Here is a 22814-nt window from a genome sequence, read left to right on the forward strand (position 1 = left end):
GAGATTATGAAGAAACTGACAATGGCAATAGCATTGAGTCTGTTTTCAACTGGCTTACTCGCAGAACCGATGGCTTACCAAACCAAGTCTGGCATTGAGTTTATTCCCCTTGTAAGAACTTTCTACGAGGGCGATGACAACATCAACAAAGCGGAGGAATCCGGCAATGTAGAATCGGTCAATATTTGGGGTATAGAGCCAAGCTTATTAGCACGTATAGAAAGGAATCGCTATCGCGCAGATATTTTATACAAGTTGAAAACAGGTTTTTCATCCGATGACCGCAACGACTTCGACGATCATACCTTTCAGTTTTCCAACTTTTTTGAGTTCAATCATCGTCATCGTTTAGTGGTTGATTATCGCTTTCGCGCCCAGCATGAAATTAGAGGGGAAGACATTACCGAAGGTAATGGTAGCGCAATAGACTCACCAATTGAGTTCAACCGTAACGATATCAAAACCAATTATGTTTTTGGCTCTAACGGTGCAAAAGGCAGACTCGAATTTGGTTTAGGCTACAGTGATAAAACCTATCAAAACTATCGTGACGGCTTGCCTGGGCGCCCAAACGCTAAAACAAAATACAACGATTTTCGAGCTCCCAATGCACACTTGGAATTCTATTTAAGGGCGACGCCAAGAACCTATTGGTTGGTTGGGACAAAACAAATAGTAACCGACTATCAACACAGAAATTCTGCTCTTCCTTCCAAAGATAATAGCACCAGTTTCTATTACACCGGTGCCGAATGGGAAGTCACAGGAAAAACCAAAGGCATCGCTCGACTCGGTTATCAAATCAAAGATTTTGACAGCGCTCAACGAGAGACATTTAAAGGGTTCAGTTGGGATATCGGCTTTGAATGGTTGCCTCAAGAACAAACTCTAGTCAGCGTGAAAACCACTCAAGCGGCGGTTAACCCTGATCAAGATGGCGATTACAACCTACAAACTCGTTACCGACTGAACCTCAAGCACGATTGGAGTAGTTACCTTGCAACTCGCTTAGGTGCTATTTATCAACAAGATGATTACACGGGAATCACCAGAAACGACGATCGCTACACCCTATCTTTTGGTATCGATTATCAAATTAAACGCTGGATACAGCTGCAAGCCGACTGGCAATACCAAGATAAAACCTCTAACCGACCAGGTTATAGCTTCGAACAGAACATTTGGACTTTAAGCGCACAGTTTTCTCTGTAAAAAGGATTATTAATGAAGGCATTCATCACATTCATGAGTGTAGCGTTGTTGCTATTTAGCACCTTGGTCAACGCTGACTCAAACGAGGAAGATTACTTACTCGACACGGGCGATACCATTTCCGTGCAGGTCTACGGTGAAGAAGATCTTACGATTAAAAATATTCTAATAACGTCAGATGGCTATTTTGATTACCCCTACCTTGGCCGAATCAAAGCAATCAAAAAAACACCGAAACAACTCAAGTACGAAATAGAAACGGGCTTAAAAGGCGATTATCTCATCAACCCAAAAGTGATGGTCACCATCAATAACTTTCGTCTGTTTTATGTCAATGGCGAAGTCAGGAAACCAGGTGGATTTGAATATCGACCAGGATTAACTATCGAAAAGGCGATCGCTTTAGCTGGTGGCTTGACCGACCGAGCCTCACGCAAAGGCATTAACCTCACCAAACATAAAACGGGTCAAACGATAGAGGGTGTCAGTATGCACCGCAACGTTGAGCCTGGTGACATTGTATTTATCGACCAGAGCTTCTTTTAAGTGACAGGGAATCAAATGAACGGGACTCATCCAAATAATCTCCAGATGAACAAAGTAGAACTGATTCGTTTTGGTCATCACTTTAAAGCGATTAAAAAGAATTGGCTAAGCATCGCAGCTTTCACGCTTCTGTTTTCATTAACTTGTACTTGGTATATCTACTCTAAAGCCTCGATATACCAAGCTACAGCAACGCTACTCATCCAAGAAGAGCAAAAAAGCGCCCTTTCAATCGAGGAAGTATATGGCGTCGACACGACAAAAAAAGAGTACTTTCAAACGCAAATCGCTATTTTAAAATCGAATCATATCGCAGATAAGGTCATTAGAGAGCTGAACCTAACTCAACTACCGGAGTTCACACGCTCAGGTGGATTAAATCAAAAGATCGACCAAATAAAGTCGATCCCTTTTGTTCAAGACCTACTGAATGTGGCACCAAGCCCAAAAGAAACCGCCCAGTTTTCAGAGTCCTATTATCAAGCGCTTCAAGCTTTCAGAAGTAAACTCGATATTGAGCCGGTACGTAACACCCAATTAGTCAGAATTCGCTTTCGTTCTACCGATCCTAAGCTTGCGACAACAATCGCCAACGCGGTCGGCCAAGCCTACATTGACGCAAATTTTGAAGCCAAATTGGTCGTTACACAAAATGCGGCCACTTGGTTGACAAATAACTCACAAAAATTGGAGGAGCGATTACGTAACTCTGAGCAAGCGCTGCAAGAATTCTTGTTAAAAGAAGGATTGATCGATATAAACGGTATTGATGAAATTTACGCAAATGAGCTAGAAGAACTCACTCGCAAGCTAAATGTCGCTGTTAATAAGCGCATTGAAGCGCAGACGTTAATCCAACTGTTAAGACGTAAATCCTCACAAAGTTTAGACAGCTTGCTGTCAATTGATGAATTCGCTAATCAAGCGCAGATCCGCGACCTAAAATTATCGGAAGCTCAGGCAGCCAAAAATCTCTCTGAGCTGGCACAGCGCTACGGCCCCAAGCATGACCGAATGATTCAGGCGAAAGCGCAGCTTGCTGAAATTCAATCTAGAACCCAGCAACTCATTCGTGACATTTCCTTCAGTAAGCAACAAGACCTTCTTGCTGCAAAGGCTCAAGAGGACATGCTTCGAGCAGAACTCGATCACAAAAAGTCGGACTTCCAATCGTTAGGGTCACAAAAAGCGCGTTACGAACAGTTAAAACGCGAGGTTGAATCCAATAAGGCACTCTATGAAGCGTTCTTAAATCGTGAGAAAGAGACCAACGCCACCAGCGACTACAAAAATGTCACTGCACGTTTTACTGACAAAGCCATCATCCCTCTATTTCCGGTAGCACCGCAACGAATCAAACTGGTACTGATTGCCACATTTTTTGGCTTTGCCATTGCTTGTGCGCTGGTCATCATCTTAGAAACTCTGCGAGAAGTTATCCGAAGCACAGCCGATGTGCAGGAAAAACTTGGTGTTACGTGTTTAGGCGTGATTCCGATGGTCAAAAAACGCAATTTGCGTAAAAACGGCGTCAGTTATACCGCGTATTTAGATGATGAAGAAAAGCTATTTAGTGAAGCTTGTCGCTCCGTCAGAACCTCGCTTCTGCTCAGACTAACCAACACTAAGCAAAAGATATTGCCCTTTACTTCTGCCATTCCAGAAGAAGGAAAAACATCGACCAGTATCAATATGGCGGTGTCGTTTTCAAAAATGGAAAAGGTATTGATCATCGACTGCGATTTACGCCGACCTTCCATCGCAAAACGGTTTGGTATTGCTGAATCAAGCCCAGGCTTAACGCATATCCTGACTATGGATACGCCAATCAAAGATTGTGTTACGCATATAAAAGAAGCCAACTTAGATGTATTACCGGCAGGCCTAATTCCGCCAAACCCACAGGAACTGCTAGCTTCTGATCGCTTTAAAAAGTTGCTCGAACATTTTCAAAATAAGTATGACCGGATCATTATCGATACACCGCCCCTACTGTCAGTGAGTGATGCACTTATTCTTGGTCAGTATGCCAATGGTCTGATTACCGTCATTCGCTCTGAGTCGACAAAATCATCACTGGTTAACCTTGCGTTATCTAAACAAATACAACACTCAGTTCCATCTCTTGGCGTCTTAATCACACAAGCCAAGACTAAGGAAGGAGAAACGCTTTATGTCCAGAAATACGCCTACTAACTCAAACGCATCTTGGTACCAAACGTTGAAAAGCCAAGAACAACCAGTTTTGATCTATCAAATGGGCAAAGTAGGTTCGAGTGCATTAGAACATTCCATTCCTAACTCGATTCACTTGCACGATCTTATGACTGTCGATGCGCAAAAACAGATATCCCCTGTGAGAGCGCAATTGCATAAGCCTCAGATCAATGCGTTAAAGCGACGACTAAAGCGTATAACGATGAGCCATATGTTAAAGCGCAAGAAAAAGTTCGAATTATCTCGCTGGTGCGTGAACCGATCGGACGAAATGTCTCAATGTTCTTTCAAGCACTTCCTTTTTGGATGGCGGACAAATACCTAAAAGATGATAGCGCAATCCGTACCGAACGTCCGCAGTTACTCCAAGAGGCATTTGATAAGCACATGAATCATCAATATGCGCTGCAGTGGTTTGACAACGAAATCAAACAACTAACAGGGATTGATGTGTTTAACGAACCTTTTAATCACGAAGTGGGCTATCAAACATACCATAACAACAACTTCTCACTGTTGGTCATTCGAAGTGACAAGCTAGCGAAGGCTAACTCCGCAGTTGAAGACTTTTTAGGTTACCCCGTGGATGTCGTTTATGAAAATCAGTCAGACAACAAATGGTACTCGCCACTAATGAAAGAATTCAAAACGCAATTTCAACCTACACCCGAGTACGTTGAAGAAATGCTGAATTCTAAATTGACGAAGCACTTTTTCTCAAATGCAGAAATCACCGACCTTAAACAGCAATATCTGACCAATTAATCATGAAAACCAAGATTCTACATATTATTAATGATCTTTCTCAGAACGGCGGTGCTCAGAAGTTCTTAGTCGACCTTGTTTTGGAACATAAGCCTGAATACGAAATCAAAATTTTGGTCTTGTGTGATGAAAATGATTACTTACCAACGCTATCCGCCCAAGGGATAGAGTGTTTTAACTGGCGCACTTTGTCATTGAGTGAGAAATACTGTTTGCTACGTTGGCCGCATGTCGTTCACGGGCACCTCTACCCTTCCATTTATCTAGCGCTATTGGCGGTAGGTAAAAAACGAATCCAGACTGAGCACTGCTCTTACAACCGTCGACGTGACTATCCGTTGTTTAAGTTCATGGAATATGTCTTGTATTGGGGCCACGACTTGACGGTCAGTATTAGTGAAAAAGTACAAGATGAACTGGTGAAGTTCATGCCTCGCTACCAACATAAATATCACGTGGTGCACAATGGCGTTGATTTAAAAAGGTTTCCTATGATGCCGAAGTGCTCCAGCCACCTAATCGACAAACCAATCATCAAGATTGGCATGGTGGGCCGACTTCACCAACATAAAGATCATGAAACTCTTATCCAAGCACTTGTCCATTTACCGAGACGATACGAGCTCCATCTTGCTGGAGATGGCGAAAAAAATCGTCACTGCAAGCGTTGGCAACAAAGCTCAACGTCACGCAACGTGTTCACTTTCATGGGGTAGTTTCTGATGTTCCAGCGTTTTTGAACAACATGGACATTTACGTGCAATCATCGCATGTCGAAGGCTTTGGCTTGGCGGCGGTTGAGGCCATGGCAGCAGGCTTACCCGTATTATCATCGGACGTACCCGGTTTGGATGACGTCACCGGACGTGCCGAATATTTATTTCAGGTTGGTAACTCAAATGAGCTGAGCCAGAAAGTGCTCCAGCTGTGTGAAAGTGTTGAGCGGTATGACGCTGCAAGTCAATACTCAGTCAATAGGGCCTCTCTCTACACCATCGATAAATTTCGTGAAGGTTACTATGGAATCTACCAGCAGCTTTGCACCAACAAATAGCTCCGCGCCATCGAGCCATCGAGCCTCATTGCTTGCAGCATGCCTATTAGCATTGTTCTTTATTCCTATGAAGTTTCGTGCTGGAGGAATAGCACTAGCACCATCAGACATCGCAAGCCTTTTGTCCATTGGTTTTACTGCATTAGTGGTATTGGAAGGAAAAGCTGAAAAACTCATGCATCCCTGTATGGGGTTCCTTGTACTGTTCACTGGATATGTGTTCTTAAATGGCCTGCTAAATCGCGTCCCCTTAATGCCGCTAGTTATAGAAACCGTGCAATGGCTGGCGATTCTCTGCTTGCTTAGCCTAATGTACGCCTATGGCGTGTTTGATGATGAATGGGTAATGGTTTATTTCACTTATCTGCTGTTTTTCATCTGTACGCTCGTTGCCTTATGGCACTTTGCTCAAGGCTATCAAAGCGGGTTTAAGTTACTCGGGGTAAGTAAATACGGGTTCGGTGTACTTTGCTCACTACTCTACCTTTATCGGGATAAAATTCGCGCTTTCCACCTTTTGATGCTCGTTGCTTTGGTATTACTGGTGTTGTCGCAAGAAAGAAAAGCACTACTTGGTTTTTGTCTGCTTTTCTTCTTTGACCAGCTGCTCGTAAAAAACCTGATGAGAAAATCACTTAATGAAACGTATACGTGGACCATTTTATTGGCCTTAAGCTTTATGGTGTTCACTGCCGTCGCAACTACACTCTATGTTGGGTTTGAAACGTTAGCAGATACATTGGAAATAACCCAAGAAGACGTCTTATTTGCCAACCAAAGTGAAGCTCGCTGGGTGTCGAACCTTCATAGAAAACTCTTACTTGCCAATGGGCTAGATATTTTACTTCAACACCCGGTGTTAGGTGTCGGCGCGAAAATGTTACCCAACTTTATGATCAGTTACTTTAACTATGATGAGCTGGCGATCTACACCCACAACTTTGTGTTAGATACCGCAATTGAATACGGGTTGCTCGGTATCGCCCTATTATTTGGTGGTTATTTTCTTTTTATTCGCTTTTGCTTCCGTAGTCTCAATGACAACAGGAAAAGCCTCTTACTCGCGATATACGCCCTCATCATGGTGTTCTTCGTTGCGGTAAATACCACCATCATTTTAATACTCTTATTACCCGTCATGATAAGCATGAGCCGCGAGTCAAAGGTCAACACCATTGCTCATACTTTTCCGGTAAACCATCACCACGAATTTGAATAATCAAGGATAGGATAGATGAAGTATTCAATCTCTCGACAATTTGAAAAGAACCGAGAACTCCAAGCTGACAATTTTGTTTTAGTTTACCAAATGGGCAAAGTTGGCTCATCGTCAATTGAGCACACGCTGGGAGAAAGAAATATCCCAAGCTATCACATCCACACCTTTGATGATCACGAAGAATTTCACATGTATCACAATAAAAAAGACGTGAGTAAATTTTTCGATTTCAAAAACCGTGCGCTCTATCGCTTAGTGCTCAAGCAACGAAAACGTATCTTACAAAAACGCGAACAGATCAAAATCGTCACACTGGTCCGTGATCCAATCGCAACTGTCTTTTCTCGTTTCTTTCAAGACCTCCATTTGCAATTTATCGAAGGCAAAAAGAATGATGCAATTCACCGAGATATGGCAGTCACGTATCAGCACCTCGAACATTGTTTCGATAACTATATCAATCTCAACTATTTTGCGAACTGGTTCGACAACGAGTTAAAACGTAACTTCAATATCGATGTGATGCGTCAAGAATTGGACAACACTCAACCTTTCTTCACATTCAAGAACGAGCAAGCCAACGTCATGCTAATCAAATGCGAAAAGCTCAGCTCTCTCGATAAAGAAATTGGTGAGTTTCTCGGGCTGCAAGACTTCGTGCTGAAAAACAGCAACGAAGCGAAAAACAAGTGGTACTCCAATATCCACCAGCACTTTAAGCATCACTACGACTTTTCAAAGCTGTTCTATATGTACGATCTTCCCTTATATCGCCACGTTTATTCAGAACAAGAACGTGATGCTTTCAAGCATAAATGGATGCAGACATTAGGAACAGAATCATCATGAAAAAAGTGCTCCATATTACAGAAGCCTTCGGAGGTGGCGTTCAAACCGCCCTCTATAGTTATGCTCACTCCTCTCGAGACGAACCCTATCAACATTTCTTGCTAGCCAGAGCTCGAGAAAACGACTTAACCAATGAGAACAACCATCATATTTTCACACAGACCAAATGGGTGGAAGGCGGCTTACTTCAATTTGTTCGCGATGCAAACCACATGATTGCATCACTTGCGCCTGACGTTGTGCATTTGCACTCGAGTAAAGCGGGATTTCTCGGGCGATTTCTAAAACTTGGCAAGGCACGTTTGGTTTACACTCCGCACTGTTATGCTTTCGAACGTGAAGATATCTCAGAGCTTGCACGCCAGATCTATAGAGCGCTAGAGAAAGTAAAACTGAGCAAAATTGATGTGGTGGCAGGCTGTAGCCAACGAGAATGTGACCTAGCGATTAGCATTGGTGCGAAACGTGCCGAGCTGCTCAACAACTACGTCTCTTATCAAAGTGAAGAGCGTTTATTACGAAACAGACAAGAAGCGCTGCGACTTGTTGTGCTTGGTCGTGTCGCGCCCCAAAAGGATCCGCAATTTCTCATCGACACATTGCAACACCTTAATCGACATGCGCTTAACCGCCCATTAGATATCACATGGATAGGTGGCGGTGACCACACACTTGAACAAAAATTGCGTACAGAAAATGTGGATGTGACTGGCATGTTACCTCGTGATGAGGTGGTTAAAAAGCTCAAGGGTTCAGACCTTTACTTACATACTGCAGCATGGGAAGGGATGCCGTTAACTATTCTAGAAGCAGCCAAATTACATCTTCCTATGGTGATTCGAACTATCGGCGCGACCAAAGATCTCAACTACCCATTTTTAGCGCTAACACCTGAAGAAATGGCCAAGCAGATCGCGCACTGTGTCAATCATTATGATGAAATTGATTTTTGCCAATATACAACAGCGTTAAACGACGCCTTCAGTGAAGAAACACAGCGCCTCGCACTCAATAATATTTACGGTTAAATACCTCTATGTTTCACACTATTCAACAAAAATTACTGTTGATGCCCAGCGGTAAAAAAAGCTTGCTATCTACTGGATTGAAAACCGCAATCACGCGTGTGTTGAGTGCGCTATTTGCTTTTTTACTGACACTGATTGTATCGAAGGCCAGTGACGCTTCGACTTCCGGTCAATTTTTCTTTTTATTCAACCTAGTCTCACTACTCGCGATCGTTTCTCAGCTAGGTTTTGATGTCTCATTAGTTCGCTACAATGCGATCGCCTTTAACAACAAAGAGACACTTCAACAAAGCCATAACTATAAAACAGCACTTTATCGAAGTATGGCGTTTTGCTTGCTAGCCATTGCCGTTTTGTTGGTAGGATTTAATCTGTTTCCTGAACAGCTAAACCAGACCCAATCGCCAATGCATGCGATTACTTTAGGCTTGTTCTGCATACCGTTTTTGGTGCTTGCACAGACCAACAGTCGTGTGCTTCAAGCATGTAGAAAGGTCGTGTTATCACTGTTTGCTTTACAGCTTGGCGTGAGTATGTTGATGGTCTTTTTTGTCTTTGGCTTGGACTATATCGGTCAGCAAAATATCAACAATCTGATGACCGCACTGCTTCTGGCGAGTATGAGCGTCGCGGTAATATCCAGTGTTAATTGGCTAGGTTCAGGTCAGTATCAGACATCGGCTTTCGTACCAAACAAAAAAATGGTCGCTTCTGCCAAGCAAGTCTGGATTGGCAGTATCTTCACGAACGTTCTTCAATGGGGAAGCCTTGTCATTGCGGGCTTTTTTATCTCAACAGCGGAACTCGGTCTATTAGCTGCAGCTCAACGTACATCACTACTGATTGGCTTTGTGCTGATTACCATTAACTTTGTGGTCGCCCCTATGTTTGCCTCTCTCTACAAAGAACGCCAAATGATCAAACTGCAAAGCCTGAGCCGTTTAGCTTGCCGAGCCAACGTTGGTTTGGCCATTGTGCCCGTGATTATTTGCACTCTATTCCCAGAGTTTGTGATGCGGTTTTTTGGTGAAGAGTTTCTTGCTGCTGCGCCACTGTTAGTCGTCCTGTCTTTAGGGCAGTTAGTCAATGTTGCGACTGGCTCTGTAGGATTTTTATTACTCATGAGCGGTCACGAAAGAACCATGAAATACATTACAATTTCCTCCGGCACAATCTCTATCTGCTTGCTCATTGCGCTTTGCCAAGCGTTCGGTGTTATTGGTGCTGCATGGGCGATGGCAGTTGGCATGGCAATCCAGAATCTGGCAGCGCTGTACTTTGTAAAACGTTACTTAGGCTTCTTTCCAATAGGTTAATTATGGTTTCAATACTGACACGGATGAGTTTTGTTTTCGTTCTGGTGATTACGGCTTCACTCTCTTTATGGAAAAGCTCTGACTTACACCATGCCACTTACCTGCAAATGGAAACCTACTTAGGTGGATCGAGTACGCTTCACTTTACCTTCAGTTTATTGATCGGCTTTTTATCGGTCTTCACCTTCCCCTCTTTGATAAGTTCAAGTAAAGCCGACGTCTTTGGCATCCGCCTTTTGCTACTACTGTTGGCTATCGTTTCAATGGAAGAAATAAGTCAACTTTTTATTCCAAGTCGCTCGTTTAGTTTTGATGATCTCAGCACCAACTGGATAGGCATTATCTCGGGTTACTTTAGTGCCAAGTTGATTCGCGTCCTGCGCACTCGCTCGTTCTCTTGAAATAAGCACCTCAAGGTTATTTGGGTATATAATTACGCCAAACAATCAGACTAACGAGTACATCATGTCATCCCACCCAACCAAGATTACCTTTTTTGAATTCTTAACCCCGTTGATCACATCAGGCAAAAAAACGATTACGATTCGAGATGAATCAGAAAGTCACTACGTTCCAAATACAGAGGTCGAAGTTTTTACGCTAGAGACGGATCGTAAAGTCTGCAACATCAAAATACGCTCTGTAGAACCACTCAACTTTGAAGATATCAATGAGTTTCATGCTGAACAAGAAGCCATCGAACTACCAAAACTCAAGCAGTTAATTCGAGAAATCTACCCAAACACCGATACGCTATTTGTGATTGAGTACGAGCTAATCAAATAACCTACAACAAACACTAGACGACTGGTCTAATTCATTCTATAGTACGCTTCATGAACGCAAAGACGAACGACACACGCCAACATATTCTCGACGTCGGATACGAGTTAATCGTAAACCGAGGGTTTACGAGTGTTGGCCTTTCAGAGCTTTTAAAAAAGGCCGCGGTGCCGAAAGGCTCGTTTTATCATTACTTCAAATCCAAAGAACAATTTGGTGAAGCGATGATTCAAGACTACTTTACTAAGTATTTTGAGCGTTTAAACGCACGCTTTACCAATACCGATCTGAATGGCTACCAACGCCTAATGAGCTACTTTGAAGAAATGGTCAAAGTAGAAGACGACGTATGTAATGCGAACAAATGTTTGTTGGTCAAGTTAAGTGCGGAAGTCTCCGATCTCTCAGAGCCCATGCGTCTAGCGTTACGCCAAGGTGCAGACAAAACCATTCAAGCAATGGCGGATTGCATTGACGTAGGCATTCAAGATGGCTCTATCCCAAATGGTGACAGTGCTTTATTGGCAAGGCAGATATACTACCTTTGGAACGGCGCAAGCTTGCTGAACAAACTGTATCAAGATCAGGCAGCATTAACGCAAAGTCTGACCTATACTCAACATCTACTGCAAAACACGCGAACTTGCCCATAGTAGGTAGCGTAAAAGTAAGATGAACACCCTACATGTGTTTCACAGTTGGTAATAACTCCTGTGATAGCACAATACACTTTCCCGCTCTATGAGCGGGATATTTTGAAATCAAAACTAGACGACCGGTCTAATCAATAAGTGAGATAAATATGACTAACGCAACAAATCGCAGAATCGTACTCGCGTCACGTCCCCATGGTGCACCAACAAAAGAAAACTTTCGTCTAGAAGAAGTGGCGAAACCGACTCCTCAAGATGGTGAGATGCTACTGAGAACCGTTTATTTATCTCTCGACCCATACATGCGCGGTCGCATGAGCGATGCCGAGTCATACGCCGATCCTGTTGCGGTTGATGACGTAATGATCGCTGGCACAGTTTGTCAGGTAGAAGCATCAAACCACCCAGATTATGAAGCGGGTGAATGGGTTCTTGCATACACTGTTGGCTGGCAAGACTACGCGCTCTCAACTGGTGAGATGGTAATTAAACTAGGCAAAGAACCACAAAACCCATCATACGCTCTAGGTGTTGCTGGCATGCCAGGTTTTACCGCGTACATGGGCTTGCTCGATATCGGTCAGCCAAAACCAGGTGAAACCATTGTGGTAGCAGCCGCGACAGGCCCTGTGGGCGCGACCGTTGGTCAAATTGGCAAAATCAAAGGTTGTCGAGTTGTTGGTATTGCAGGCGGAGAAGAAAAGTGCCGTTACGCCAAAGAAGTCCTTGGCTTCGATGAATGTATTGATCACAAAGCTGACGACTTTGCAGAGCAGTTGAAAAACGCCTGTGACCAAGGTATCGATGTTTACTTCGAAAACGTAGGTGGCAAAGTATTCGAAGCTGTAATGCCACTTCTGAATACCAGCGCACGTATCCCACTTTGTGGTTTGATTTCTCAATACAACGCAACAGAACTGCCTGAAGGTACCGACCATCTTCCATTATTAATGGGTAAGCTGCTGACTAAACGAATCAAGGTGCAAGGCTTCATCATTTTTGATGATTACGGACATCGTTACGGTGAATTTGCGCAAGATATTAATCAATGGTTGGCTGAAGGAAAGATCCAATACCGTGAACATCTAGTACAAGGACTGGAGAATGCACCAGAAGCATTTATCGGTCTGTTGGAAGGTAAGAACTTCGGCAAGCTTGTAGTACAGATTAACGACCCATTATAAGGAAGGGATAAATAAATGATTAAACTTCACCATCTCAATCAGTCTCGCTCAAAGCGCATCATTTGGTTACTTGAAGAGCTAAATGTGGATTACGAAATAGTGCCTTATGTTCGTGACAAAGTGACTTTCATGGCACCGCCTGAGCTAAAGAGCGTTCATCCGCTTGGTAAATCGCCCCTGCTTGAAGATGATGGCGAGTTCATCATTGAATCTGGCGCGATGACCGAATATTTGATTGAGAAGTACAGTGATGGTGCGTTGGCTCCTGAGCGTGGGACGAAGGCGCACACTGAGTACCTACAATGGATGCACTTTGCTGAAAGTTCAGCAATCTTACCAATGTTGTTAAAAATCTTTATTAGCAAAGAGCCAAACGAAACTCAATTTCTATCAGGCTATGCTGACAAAGAAGCGATGAACGTTCTGGGTTACTTCGAGCAATCGCTAGAAGGCAAAACTTACCTAGTAGAAGAACGTTTAACTGGCGCAGACATCATGATGTCATTTATTGTCGAGCTCGTGCATAAGTTCGGTTTGGCTGGTCACTTCCCGAATATTGAACGTTATGGAAAACAACTTGCAACGCATCCAGCGTTTGAAAAAGCTGAGCAAATTGAAGTGAAGTACTCCTAATCACTCCGCCCCTTTGATGATCAATAAAGCGATATCAAAGGGGCGATTTCCGACATTAACCTTGTCAACAAAGCGCAATTCATGCAAATGCCAACGTGCTCTTTTTACCCTTTTCGCCAATACGTTAATAAACCAATCATAAAAATCAGCTAAGAATTTGATTCTAAATTACTTTTCATCATCGTTACCACCTATTGAATTGATAAGCAGTATCAGTTTTTGCTTCCAGCTTTTCCGTAATAATCTTCTCTTCAGTTGCTAAGGTATTGATCCCTGGAGGGGAAGAAAAATGACAAATAAGAAATTAACCACCGCCGCAGGCTGTCCTGTCGCCCATAATCAAAATGTGATGACTGCAGGTCCTCGTGGTCCCCAACTACTGCAAGACGTTTGGTTCCTTGAAAAACTGGCGCACTTTGACCGCGAAGTGATTCCTGAGCGTCGTATGCACGCCAAAGGCTCAGGCGCTTACGGCACCTTTACTGTGACTCATGACATCACAAAATACACTCGCGCGAAGATCTTCTCGGAGATTGGTAAAAAGACCGAACTATTTGCTCGCTTTACCACCGTTGCGGGGGAGCGCGGTGCCGCAGATGCAGAGCGCGACATCCGTGGTTTTGCGCTAAAGTTTTACACCGAAGAAGGCAACTGGGACTTGGTTGGTAACAACACGCCAGTGTTCTTCCTCCGTGATCCACTAAAATTTCCAGATCTAAACCACGCGGTGAAACGCGATCCACGCACCAACATGCGCTGCTCGACAAACAACTGGGATTTTTGGACATCACTACCAGAAGCATTCCACCAAGTTACGATCGTTATGAGTGATCGTGGTATTCCAGCGTCTTACCGTCATATGCACGGCTTCGGTAGCCACACATTCAGCTTTATCAACGCAGAAAACGAACGTTACTGGGTGAAATTCCACTTTAAAACTCAGCAAGGCATCAAAAACCTGACTGACCAAGAAGCAGAAGCGATCGTAGGTAAAGACCGCGAAAGCCATCACCGTGACCTTTACGAAGCGATTGAGCGTCAAGACTTCCCTAAATGGAAGATGTACGTCCAGATCATGCCTGAGTTAGAAGCGGATGAAGTGAACTTCAACCCGTTCGACCTAACAAAAGTATGGTCACAAAAAGATTATCCATTGATCCCAGTAGGCGAGTTTGAACTGAACCGTAACCCAGAAAATTTCTATGCGGAAGTTGAGCAATCCGCGTTTAACCCGGCAGCTATCGTTCCTGGAATTGGCTTCTCACCAGACAAAATGCTGCAAGGCCGTCTGTTTGCATACGGAGATGCACAGCGTTACCGCCTAGGTGTAAACCATCACCAAATTCCAGTTAACGCGCCTCGTTGTCCGGTACACAGCTACCACCGCGATGGCGCAATGCGCGTTGATGGCAACTTTGGTTCAACACTAGGTTACGAGCCAAACTACAAACAAGAATGGGCAGAGCAACCAGATTACTCTGAGCCACCTCTACGCATCAACGGCAATGCTGATCATTACGATCACCGTGTAGACGAAGACTACTTCAGCCAAGCGGGAGACCTATTCCGTCTGATGAGCGAAGAACAGCGTCAAACTCTATTCGACAACACCGCTCGTGCAATGGATGGTGTGCCAGACTTCATCAAAGAACGTCACGTTAACCACGCCTACCAAGCGGACGAAGCTTACGGCAAAGGCCTTGAGATTGCGCTAGGCTTAAACAAGTAAACGGACACTGCACCAGCAAATGCTGTGATAAGAAGACATAAAAAAGGAGGTGCCCCAAAGCACCTCCTCATTCAAGTTCGTTAATCACACACTAATGTTCAAGGGGAACTATTATGATCAACTTAAATTTCTTCAAGCTCTTTGATACCAAAGAACTGTTTATCTACTACTGATTCTTAGCGACGGCTTTAATCAGAACAGATGTATCCATGCGACCTAAACCATCGCGTTGAAGGTCTGCGTATTGCTCATCCACTTTCTTAGTCAGTGGGAGCTCCAGACCCACTCGCTCTGCTTCTTGCAGACAGAAGCCTAAGTCTTTGCGCATCCAATCAATCGCGAAGCCAAAATCAAACTTATCTTGCGCCATCGTCTTGGCGCGGTTTTCCATTTGCCATGACCCGGCAGCACCGTGCTTGAGTGTTTCAACTACTTGTTCAATATCCAAACCGGATTTCTGCGCGAGTAACAACGCTTCGCTCAAGCCTTGAAGCACACCACCAATACAGATTTGGTTTACCATTTTACAACGTTGACCTTGGCCATTTTCACCCAGAAGCGTCATTTGCTTTGCATATACGTCCATCGCTGGAGACACACGATCAAAAATGTTCTGCTCGCCACCACACATGATGGTTAGTACGCCATTTTCTGCGCCTGCTTGACCACCAGATACCGGAGCATCAATGAAGTGATTGCCATATTTGGTACAAGCATCGGCCAATTCAACGGCTAAATCAGCGGAGGTCGTGGTGTGATCAACCAGTACCGCGCCTGCTTTTAGACCGACTAGAATGCCTTCTTCACCGTATACAACGCTGCGCACGTCATCGTCATTACCGACACAAGTAAATACGATATCGCAACCTTCTGCCGCTTCTCGCGGTGTCTCACACGCAATGCCGTTGTATTCTGCAGCCCATTTATCAGCTTTGGCTTTGGTGCGGTTGTATACTTTGGTTTCATATCCCGCTTTGCTCAAATAGCCCGCCATTGGGTAACCCATAACACCCAAACCAATAAATGCTACTCGTTGTTTTTCCATTGCACGCTTCCCTTAGTTCACCTGACTGAAATGTTTTGTAACATGCTACTAAAGAATTGAAAACATTACTCGTAATTTATCCTTCACTCGCGGCACAAATAAAAGCGAACCGCGATGTTGGAGTAAATACCAAAAGCATTCATCAGGGTCATCGAGGAGACATTTCTCAGAAGTTAAATGTTAAGATACTCTACGAGCTTGCAACAAAGCCGTGGCGTTCAACATGGCATCCTTGGTACTGACATCCAAGACTTGGATTTTTCGAAAGCGTTCCGGTTCTTTGATCGCGACATCATGAGCAAAGATCACAAACTTCGCTTTCTCGATGTCTTTCTCGGTAATTCGGTTGATGACGCCATTCGCCCCTTGGGTTTCGACTTTAATCTTAATGCCGAGTGCACAAGCCGCTTTTTCCAATGACTTCGCCGCTAAGAACGTGTGTGCCACACCTGATGGACATGATGTGACCGCCAAAACATCCGCCTCACCCTCGCCTAGAACAGAACCATATACTTGAGAATGACCTGTGTAGCTATCATCTTCGGTGACGGTTTTCTTTAGTGCAATCACGATCAACGCCGTGGTAACAGAGCCCGCAATCGTACCGATGATGTAACCAATTTTTCCATCCACAACAGGAAGTACAATCCAACCGCCCCACGGTGCATGGTTCATTACGTGGAACATAAAGCCAATCACGTTACCGACGATGCCACCCGCCACAATAGCGGGTAACACTCGCGCAGGGTCGCCAGCGGCAAAAGGAATCGCACCTTCGCTGATGCCGATCATCCCCATAATACCTGCGGCTTTCCCAGCTTCGCGTTCATCTCGCTTGAATTTACTCGGCGCCAAAAACGTGGCTAGTGCCATACCCAATGGCGGCGTACAAATCGCAATACCGACCCCGCCCATCAACCATGGTTGCGTGTTCACTTGGGTTTGAGCAAACAACGTCGCCACTTTGTTAATTGGGCCGCCCATATCAAACGCGGTCATTGCCCCAAGCACGGTACCGAGCATCACCTTGCCTGAGCCCGCCATGCCCGTCAGCACTTCGTTCATGGTGGTCATTGCGCTGGCAATCGGAGCACCTATCACCCACATCACCGCGCCACAAGTAACAAACGTCCCCACTAGCGGATAAATAAAAATCGAGCCAAGCGAACTCATGCTGTCTGGTAGCTGAATTTTCTTTAATAGCCAAACGACAAAGCCAGCAAAAAAGCCGACCACAATTGCACCTAAAAAACCCGTATTGTAATGACTGACCGCAATCCAAGACCCTATCATACCCGGCGCAAGGCCCGGCTTGTCGGCAATGGAATAAGCAATGTAACCACCAAGCACGGCAGTAAACAATGTCAGGCCAGCAATCCCCATTTGGGCAATATCGGCCAAAATGCCTTCTTGTGGTACACCACCGTGACCAGAGATCATCACCGATAACGACAACAACACACCGCCCGCAACGATAAACGGGATCATGTGGGATGTGCCAAACAGCAAGTGCTCTTTAATACGGCCAAGTTTTTGCGCCCAAGGGCTCAGGGGTTCTGATGCAAATTCTAAAGAAGTTGGGAGAAATTCATTGGATTGGGTTTGAATATCAGTCAGCATCTCAAGCGCTTCTTCTCGCGATTGAGCCAACTTGAGCTTTTCAACAAAGCCGTCTTCGATAATTTTAGTGGAAATTTGTGCCAATACTTCAATGTGATGATGGTCATCACCATCTGGAGACGCCAGCATGAAAAACACATCGGACAGCTCGCCATCTTCGGCGCCATAATCAATCCCATTACGGCTGATCCCGACCGCGACAGCCGGTTTCGCTACAGCATCACTTTTGGCATGAGGGATCGCAATACCATCATCAAATCCTGTGTTACCGATCTCTTCTCGTTTCCAGATATCTGCCAAGAACTGGCTTTGACTATTGAGCTTGCCGGCGGCCTCTAGCATCTCGACCAGCTCTTTGAGCGCTTCATCTTTGGTTTGAGCTTTTAGATCTAAACATATCGTTTCCAGCTCAATTAGGTTTGTGATGTCCATTGTTTTACCTTCCAATATTCACGCTCGAATATATACCCAAGTGAGTTTGAGATACAGGGTCCCCTGGCTCGTATGCGTTCCTACTCATTTTATTTGGGCATAGATTAACCAGTGCCTACCCTTTGATATATAGGACTAAAAGTGCATTAACTGGATTAATGTAACATGAGATTCAAACTGTGATAGAGCTCTTGCGTTAATCCAGCTCAAATCAATTCAATCTGCGGTGGCTGTGCTAATATCCACAAAAAATAAAATGGATAGAACATGAAAATCGTAGCGGTGACAGCATGCCCTACAGGCATCGCTCATACTTATATGGCAGCAGATGCACTAATGAAAGCTGCGCCAAAACATAACGTGCAAATTAAAGTAGAAACGCAAGGTGCGATGGGGATAGAAAATCAGCTCACTCCTCACGATATCGCTCAAGCGGATCGGGTTTTGATCGTGTCGGATATTGAGATAGAACAACCAGGCCGATTCGAAGGGACGCGCAAAATTCAAATCCCCATTGAAGAGGTTTTGCTGAACGTCGACAAAGTATTCCTCGTCCACTGCCGCGACTAAATTTGCAGATGAACGAATACCAAATCACCTTTTTCGTCGATAATGCAAATGCCAGTGCGCACCTTGCTCAGCCACTCAATCGAGTGGCAAAGAAGTTCAAAAGTACCTTACATATCATTAATGTAACGCAAAATCGTGTTGCGGAACTCACCAAGTCCGTGGCGATTTTGCAAGCAGGTCTACAACAAGGTGATTTGTGTCAAATCACAGCGATTGGCATTGACGCAGAGCTGGCCTGCTTCGTCATAAAAGACATGATTGCTGAACACTTTACGGTGGTGGGATCTCATATCAACTATGAGTTTTCTAGCCAACTGGCCGAGCGTTTACCGCAAATTTGCCCACCTTGTGAAATCAAATGGCAGTACGCCAAAGCGCATACCGAGCTCACCAAGTTTGAATGCCTTAAAGGACTAGCTCAGCTCATCCACCCCATTCATCCCGACGAACTGATTCTTGCTTTTATTAAACGTGAAGAACGTTCATCAACTTGCGTGACCCCGGGGATCGCTCTACCACACGTGATGTTTTCAGGTGTTGACCATATTTCTATTGCTGTTATTGCGAATGAAAAGTCGATGGATTGGGCTTCGAAGATGGGTGATGTTCATCTGGCTATAGCACTGGTGATGCCAGAAAAGCCGACCCGAGAACAGATCATTGCGGCCACTAACCTCACAAGAAACCTGCTTACCGATCAAATGGCGGAACGCCTACTACTAACAAAAAGCAGCGTCGACTTACAAGCGCTGCTGATGTACGCCATGTCGAGGCTGCTCGCCTAAACTTTTCTATGATTTACGCACTCTGACTGAAGGCTTAAATCGAACCACGATATTCCGTCGGCGTTCTGCCTGTACGGTTCTTAAATACTCGGCAGAAATAGTTCACGTCTTTAAATCCGCAGCGCACTGACACGTCATTGAGTTTGAAGTTGTATTTCTTGAGCATAAACTTCGCACGATCCACGCGTACCCAAGTAATGTAGTCTGCCAAGGTCATGTGCCCCTGCTGACGGAACAAGCGCGACAAATGGTTCGAGGAAATACTGAATCTCGACGCAATGCTGTCACGCGTGATTGGGCGATGGAAGTTCTCTTGAATGTAGATGCAGATCCCTTGATAGAGATCTTGCACACGGCTATGTGACTGCTGCTCGACTGGTGCATCCAACATCGTCTTCGCGTATTGCAATAATGCTTGTAGTAAAAGCTCATCCATTGGTTTTTTAGTATTCTCACGAGCCAGTGAGCTCAACGCTTCTAAGATGTTATCTATCGCAAATCCTGAGCGCGTTTGAATGCTATGCTTTTGAATATCGTAAAAGTTTGCCTCACCTTTGCGTTTGCTCACCAAACTCAACCCAAGTTGTCGACGCCCAAACAAAATACTTAACACTGAACAATCGGTATCCCAGTCTGGTTTATTCCAACAGTTAGGTGGAATAAATATCGCATCGCCTTTTTTAGCAACGATGTGCGTTACTTTTCGATCATGACTTTCCATTTCATTAATATATTCCCCATCCAGAACTAACTCTAGGCGAGGGAAATTAACTTGATAGCTAAATTCAAGCGGCGTATGAAAATCTCCTGCAAACCAAATATTATGAAATGGCTCTCTTTCATTTAATACCGCTGAAATTAAATCATGAAAAATCATTGTCTCACACTCTATATATGCATCAATGATGCTATTTACTATAGATATACACCGGACTGAACTTTTGTGCTATTGAGCAAAATCACACTTCCATTTTAATGTTACAAAAATCCAGTTAACGCATCAAATTTCCAGTAACAAAAACTCTATCAACAACACTCAATCCCTTTTCAAATGGGAGCAAAGCCACATTTCACTTATCATTTAGCTTCTTATCCATCATGTCACAGATATGCAGCTAGATTTGTCCAGTGAACGATCTAAATCACACTATAGTTAGTCGGTTACAATCCTCCAGTAAATGCATTTTTTCTTCACTACAGTCTTTTTATCAGTAATTTAAAAATACCCCTGAAATAAAAATTATATTTATAGGGGTTCGACAATGATCACCAAACTAATAAATGAAGACTTAATTAATCTTGATCTTAAAGCGTCTTCAAAAGAAGACGTATTTAAAGAACTGGTTGCCGTTCTTCATGCCCAAGGTCGTATTTCTGACCAAACACAATTTCTTGCAGATATAAAAGCACGTGAAGAATTAGGAAATACTGGATTTGAAGATGGTGTGGCAATTCCACACGCGAAAAGCGCAGCTGTGATTGAACCAGCGGTTGTGATCGGCGTAAGCAAATCAGGTATCGAATACGGCGCGGAAGACGGCTTGCCTTCAAAACTGTTCTTCATGATAGCTTCTCCAGACGGTGGCGATAACCACCATATCGAAGTACTTGCAGAACTGTCTTCAAAACTGATTGAAGATGGTTTCATCGATGCGTTCTTAGGCGCAACAAACAGCCACGACGCACTGGCACTCCTTCTTGCTAAAGAAGAACCGCAACCAGTGACAGATGCTCCAGCAAACCAAGGTTTCATCATTGGTGTTACTGGTTGTCCTGCTGGCGTTGCCCACACTTACCTAGCAGCAGAAGCGCTAGAGAAAGGTGCAGCGGCGATGGGTTACGAAATCAAGGTTGAAACGAACGGTTCAATCGGTGTGAAAAACAGCCCAACCGCAGAAGAAATCGAGCGTGCAGATGCCATCATCGTCGCCTGTGACAAACAAGTCGACATGAACCGCTTCGCGGGCAAACGCGTGGTTAAAACCAACGTAAAAGCCCCAATCCGCGATGCTCAAGGACTGATTAATGAAGCGTTAAGTGCTCCGACATACCAAGCAGAAGCAAGCAGCAATGCGCAAACTTCTGTTGCAAACAAAGCCTCTCAGGCTCGCTCTGACCTTTACCGCTACTTGATGAACGGCGTATCACACATGATCCCCTTCGTCGTAACAGGGGGTCTGTTGATTGCACTTGCTCTTGCAATCGGCGGTCAGCCAAGTGAAGCGGGCATGGCCATCCCTGAAGGCAGCATGTGGAACCAAATCCTCAACGTCGGTGTGGTTGCCTTTACGCTGATGATCCCAATTCTAGCGGGTTACATTGCTTACGCGATTGCTGACCGCCCTGCTCTAACTCCTGGCTTGATCGGTGGTTGGATTGCAAACAACGGTTCTTTCTACGGCGCAGACGCAGGTACAGGCTTTATCGGTGCCATCATCGCAGGCCTGCTTGTGGGTTACTTCGTGAAGTGGATTACGTCGATTAACTACCACAAGTTTATTCAACCTTTGGTGCCAATCATGATTGCGCCAATCACAGGTTCGTTGTTCATCGCAGGTCTATTCATCTTCGTTATCGGCGCGCCAATCGCAAGCCTAATGGACGGCCTGACTGCGCTACTAACGAGCATGAGCACAGGTAACGTAGTTCTATTGGGTATCGTACTTGGTGGTATGGCTGGCTTCGATATGGGTGGCCCATTCAACAAGGTCGCATTCTTATTCTCTGTAGGCATGATTGCGAGCGGTCAAACTCAATTTATGGGTGCGATGGCGTGTGCAATTCCAGTTGCGCCTCTAGGTATGGCAATGGCAACGGCGCTTGGCCGTAAGTTCGACCTGTTCGAAGAATCAGAAACCGAAGCGGGCAAAGCCGCAGGCGCAATGGGTCTGGTGGGAATCTCTGAGGGTGCGATTCCATTCGCAGCACAAGATCCAATGTCAGTGATTCCTGCAAACGTACTTGGTTCAATGGTGGCGGCAGTAATGGCGTTCTCATTCGGCATCACCAACAGCGTTGCTCACGGTGGTCCAGTTGTCGCTCTACTTGGCGCAATGAACCACCCAGTCCTTGCTCTGATTAGTATGGCAGCTGGCGCAACGGTTACCGCAGTAACGTGTGTAACGTTGAAGAAAGTGCGTAAAGCAAAAATGATGCAAGCAGCCGCTTAATCAT

At 44.7% G+C, this 22814-nt stretch carries 19 protein-coding genes and 2 pseudogenes; 18 read left to right on the forward strand and 3 right to left on the reverse strand.

Going from position 1 to position 22814, the window contains the following annotated elements; translation table 11 throughout:
* Nucleotides 1–6 precede the first annotated feature (6 nt).
* From P4S59_RS23175 to P4S59_RS23245, 15 genes and pseudogenes are all read left to right on the forward strand, one after another.
* Nucleotides 7–1212 carry an outer membrane beta-barrel protein gene (locus P4S59_RS23175; RefSeq protein WP_337169137.1) on the forward strand — a complete coding sequence of 402 codons (1206 nt, stop codon included), beginning with the start codon at nt 7–9 and terminating at the stop codon, nt 1210–1212.
* A 12-nt stretch (nt 1213–1224) separates the two neighbouring features.
* Nucleotides 1225–1758 (forward strand): polysaccharide biosynthesis/export family protein, encoded by a 534-nt coding sequence (locus tag P4S59_RS23180; protein ID WP_005392485.1) that lies wholly within the window; start codon nt 1225–1227, stop codon nt 1756–1758.
* A gap of 15 nt (nt 1759–1773) precedes the next feature.
* Nucleotides 1774–3954: a GumC family protein gene (locus P4S59_RS23185; protein WP_317341744.1), complete on the forward strand. Its 2181-nt coding sequence runs from the start codon at nt 1774–1776 to the stop codon at nt 3952–3954.
* A pseudogene (locus P4S59_RS23190) lies at nt 3932–4740 on the forward strand (putative capsular polysaccharide synthesis family protein). Before P4S59_RS23185 ends, P4S59_RS23190 begins: the two are co-directional and overlap by 23 nt.
* Nucleotides 4741–4742: 2 nt before the next feature.
* Nucleotides 4743–5794, forward strand: a pseudogene (locus P4S59_RS23195) (glycosyltransferase).
* On the forward strand, nt 5760–7013 hold the full coding sequence (locus tag P4S59_RS23200) for an O-antigen ligase family protein (RefSeq protein WP_237309034.1): 1254 nt from the start codon (nt 5760–5762) through the stop codon (nt 7011–7013). The pseudogene P4S59_RS23195 and the gene P4S59_RS23200 overlap by 35 nt, the downstream one beginning before the upstream one ends.
* Nucleotides 7014–7028: 15 nt before the next feature.
* On the forward strand, nt 7029–7862 hold the full coding sequence (locus tag P4S59_RS23205) for a putative capsular polysaccharide synthesis family protein (protein ID WP_337169138.1): 834 nt from the start codon (nt 7029–7031) through the stop codon (nt 7860–7862).
* Entirely contained in the window at nt 7859–8890 is a 1032-nt protein-coding gene (locus P4S59_RS23210; protein WP_337169139.1) for a glycosyltransferase family 4 protein, read from the forward strand. The genes P4S59_RS23205 and P4S59_RS23210 overlap by 4 nt, the downstream gene beginning before the upstream one ends.
* An 8-nt stretch (nt 8891–8898) precedes the next feature.
* Nucleotides 8899–10206, forward strand: coding sequence for an oligosaccharide flippase family protein (locus P4S59_RS23215; protein WP_337169140.1), 1308 nt, complete (start codon nt 8899–8901; stop codon nt 10204–10206).
* A 2-nt stretch (nt 10207–10208) separates the two neighbouring features.
* Nucleotides 10209–10607 carry a VanZ family protein gene (locus P4S59_RS23220; protein ID WP_337169141.1) on the forward strand — a complete coding sequence of 133 codons (399 nt, stop codon included), beginning with the start codon at nt 10209–10211 and terminating at the stop codon, nt 10605–10607.
* Between the two features lie 64 nt (nt 10608–10671).
* Entirely contained in the window at nt 10672–10992 is a 321-nt protein-coding gene (gene yqfB, locus P4S59_RS23225; RefSeq protein WP_005392475.1) for a N(4)-acetylcytidine aminohydrolase, read from the forward strand.
* A 50-nt stretch (nt 10993–11042) separates the two neighbouring features.
* Complete coding sequence (locus P4S59_RS23230; RefSeq protein WP_046873784.1) at nt 11043–11642, forward strand: TetR/AcrR family transcriptional regulator; 600 nt, start codon at nt 11043–11045, stop codon at nt 11640–11642.
* 149 nt (nt 11643–11791) lie between these two features.
* Nucleotides 11792–12826 carry an NADP-dependent oxidoreductase gene (locus P4S59_RS23235; RefSeq protein WP_065645713.1) on the forward strand — a complete coding sequence of 345 codons (1035 nt, stop codon included), beginning with the start codon at nt 11792–11794 and terminating at the stop codon, nt 12824–12826.
* 15 nt (nt 12827–12841) lie between these two features.
* Nucleotides 12842–13459, forward strand: a complete 618-nt coding sequence (locus P4S59_RS23240; RefSeq protein WP_006742223.1) for a glutathione S-transferase family protein — start codon at nt 12842–12844, stop codon at nt 13457–13459.
* A gap of 289 nt (nt 13460–13748) precedes the next feature.
* Nucleotides 13749–15188, forward strand: coding sequence for a catalase (locus tag P4S59_RS23245; RefSeq protein ID WP_337169142.1), 1440 nt, complete (start codon nt 13749–13751; stop codon nt 15186–15188).
* A gap of 166 nt (nt 15189–15354) precedes the next feature.
* On the opposite strand, the gene P4S59_RS23250 is transcribed toward P4S59_RS23245, so the two are convergent.
* Together P4S59_RS23250 and P4S59_RS23255 are read right to left on the reverse strand one after the other, a co-directional pair.
* Nucleotides 15355–16233, reverse strand: coding sequence for an NAD(P)-dependent oxidoreductase (locus tag P4S59_RS23250; protein WP_085344112.1), 879 nt, complete (start codon nt 16231–16233; stop codon nt 15355–15357).
* A gap of 180 nt (nt 16234–16413) precedes the next feature.
* On the reverse strand, nt 16414–18285 hold the full coding sequence (locus P4S59_RS23255) for a fructose-specific PTS transporter subunit EIIC (protein ID WP_337169143.1): 1872 nt from the start codon (nt 18283–18285) through the stop codon (nt 16414–16416).
* Nucleotides 18286–18552: 267 nt separating this feature from the next.
* On the opposite strand from P4S59_RS23255, the gene P4S59_RS23260 reads away from it, so the two are divergent.
* Together P4S59_RS23260 and P4S59_RS23265 are read left to right on the forward strand one after the other, a co-directional pair.
* Nucleotides 18553–18855, forward strand: a complete 303-nt coding sequence (locus P4S59_RS23260) for a PTS fructose transporter subunit IIB (protein WP_005463048.1) — start codon at nt 18553–18555, stop codon at nt 18853–18855.
* Between the two features lie 8 nt (nt 18856–18863).
* Entirely contained in the window at nt 18864–19640 is a 777-nt protein-coding gene (locus P4S59_RS23265) for a PTS sugar transporter subunit IIA (RefSeq protein WP_005392466.1), read from the forward strand.
* Nucleotides 19641–19674: 34 nt separating this feature from the next.
* Here P4S59_RS23265 and P4S59_RS23270 read toward each other — a convergent pair whose 3' ends face one another.
* On the reverse strand, nt 19675–20517 hold the full coding sequence (locus P4S59_RS23270; protein ID WP_337169144.1) for a helix-turn-helix transcriptional regulator: 843 nt from the start codon (nt 20515–20517) through the stop codon (nt 19675–19677).
* A 385-nt stretch (nt 20518–20902) separates the two neighbouring features.
* Between P4S59_RS23270 and P4S59_RS23275 the strand changes: the two genes are divergently transcribed.
* A complete protein-coding gene (locus P4S59_RS23275) occupies nt 20903–22810 on the forward strand; it encodes a PTS fructose transporter subunit IIABC (RefSeq protein WP_170903421.1) in 1908 nt (635 codons plus the stop codon).
* Nucleotides 22811–22814 lie beyond the last annotated feature (4 nt).

Origin of the sequence: Vibrio sp. M60_M70, from assembly GCF_037162085.1 — a bacterium.
Taxonomy (GTDB): domain Bacteria; phylum Pseudomonadota; class Gammaproteobacteria; order Enterobacterales; family Vibrionaceae; genus Vibrio; species Vibrio diabolicus.